This is a genomic window from Brevundimonas sp. CURTG3B2_SDJG (genome assembly GCF_057364705.1).
Genome location: NZ_JBNFOJ010000426.1, coordinates 1 through 1,772 on the forward strand (window position 1 = coordinate 1; position 1,772 = coordinate 1,772).

Sequence of the window (1,772 nt, forward strand, 5' to 3'; positions counted from 1 at the left end):
CTGGGCGCCATCGTCGCGCCGCCGGACGCGGCCGCGGCGACGGCGGTGCTGCGGATCATCCCGGCGCCCTACCGGGTGCGGACCATCCTGGAGGGCGAGAGCCTGTTCAACGACGCCAGCGCGCTGCTGATCTATCGCCTCGCCGTCGCCGCGACCCTGGCGGCCATGCCCCAGGGCTGGATGCTGGCCGGCGCCATGGCCTGGGCGCTGGTCGGCAGCGTCGTCTTCGCCTTGGCCGCGGCATGGCTGCAGATCCGCCTGATGCGCCAACTCACCTATGCGCCGGCGGCGATCGTGCTGCAGTTCATCAGCACTTTCGGCGTCTGGATCGCGGCGGAGCGCCTGGGCCTGTCGGCCATCGTCACCATCGTGGTCTACGCCATGGCCGTGGCGCGGATGGCGGCGCGCGGCTCGGCCGAGGTCCGGGCGCCCGCCTATGCGGTCTGGGAGACCGTGGTGTTCGGCCTGAACGTCCTGGCCTTCATGCTGGTGGGCCTGCAGATCGGCCCCATCTGGCGCGGCCTGGAGGCGGCCCAGCGGCTGGATTACGCCGCCTTCGCCCTGATCATCCTGGGCGTTTGCGTCGCGGCGAGGATGGGCTGGGTGATGGCCTACAACCTGGTCGTCCGCACCAAGAACCGGCTGTTCGGGCCCCATCTCCCGGAAGGCGCGGCCCCGCCGACCTTGCGCGCCGGCCTGGTCGTCGGCTGGGCGGGCATGCGCGGCGTGGTCAGCCTGGCCGCCGCCTACGCCCTGCCGCCCTCCTTCCCCGAGCGCGACCTGATCCTGCTCGCCGTGTTCGCGGTGGTCATGGGCACCCTGGTGGTCCAGGGCCTCACCCTGGGCCCGCTCATCCAAAGGCCCTGGGCCTGGGCGACGACGGGGGTGCTTCAGGCCGACATCCGCCCGGGCCCCGCCGCGGCGTGGCCCAGGCCGCCCTGGCCCTCGTCGAGGGCCGGACCGATCCTCCGGCGCGGCGGCTCCAGGCCGAGTACAGGGAACGCCATGGCGCCGTGGCGGACATCACCGAGGGCGACGGCCGCATCCGCCTGCCCGTCGACGATCTGGTCGAGGAGGTGCTGGCCGCCAAGCGCGAGAAGCTCCTGGCCATGCGCCTGAGCGGCGAGATCAGCGACGCGGCCTACTACCAGCTGGAAGAGGAGCTGGACCGCCACGAACTGGCCCTGACCCCCGTGGTGCGCTGACCCCGCTCAGGGCCTCAGGAAGCCGTAGGACGAGCATCCGGGCCGATCGTCGCTGGGCCGGTTCTGCGCGTCCCGGCAGACCAGCTCCGGCAGCCCCAGGTATTGGGCGCCCTGGCGCTGCGCCTTCCACACCACTCGATCCCCGCGCACGCCCAGCAGGCCCACGTCGGCGATATTGTCCGCGCCGTTCCCCAGCCTGACGGCCACGATCGCGAAGTCCGGGTCGGCGGGGTCGCGATAGATCCGCACGCCGCGGCGCCGGCCGGCGAACGCCTCCACGCCGTCGGCCAGGATCGCGCCCGGCTCCACAGAGGCCAGCAGCGCCCCGCCCTCGCGATCGGCTCTCGCCTCCTCCGCCTCGCGGAATGGAACCGTCGGCAGCAATGTCAGCCCGACCAACCCCCAGATGATGTCCGTCCCCAGGTCGCGCTGCGCGGTCCCCCTTCCGGGACAGGCGTGCACAAACTGGCGATGGAGAGGTCCGCCGGCGCCACGGGCAGCCGGGTCAGCGCGCCCAACCCGTCCGACAACGGCAGGCGGCCGAACCCCGCCGTCAGCGGTCGAGGC

Annotated in this window: 3 protein-coding genes; 1 reads left to right on the plus strand and 2 read right to left on the minus strand. The window is 73.1% G+C overall.

All coding sequences use genetic code 11. The features are described 5' to 3' along the window. Nucleotides 1–1,119: cation:proton antiporter (locus AC2W7C_RS17405; RefSeq protein WP_486002494.1), on the plus strand; the 1,119-nt coding region annotated here is incomplete at its 5' end. 92 nt (nt 1,120–1,211) lie between these two features. On the opposite strand, the gene AC2W7C_RS17410 is transcribed toward AC2W7C_RS17405, so the two are convergent. Beyond that, nucleotides 1,212–1,604 carry a hypothetical protein gene (locus AC2W7C_RS17410; RefSeq protein ID WP_486002495.1) on the minus strand — a complete coding sequence of 131 codons (393 nt, stop codon included), beginning with the start codon at nt 1,602–1,604 and terminating at the stop codon, nt 1,212–1,214. Next, nucleotides 1,592–1,772, minus strand: a 181-nt coding sequence (locus tag AC2W7C_RS17415) for a hypothetical protein (RefSeq protein WP_486002496.1), incomplete at its 5' end; no start/stop codon positions are given. The genes AC2W7C_RS17410 and AC2W7C_RS17415, both read right to left, overlap by 13 nt.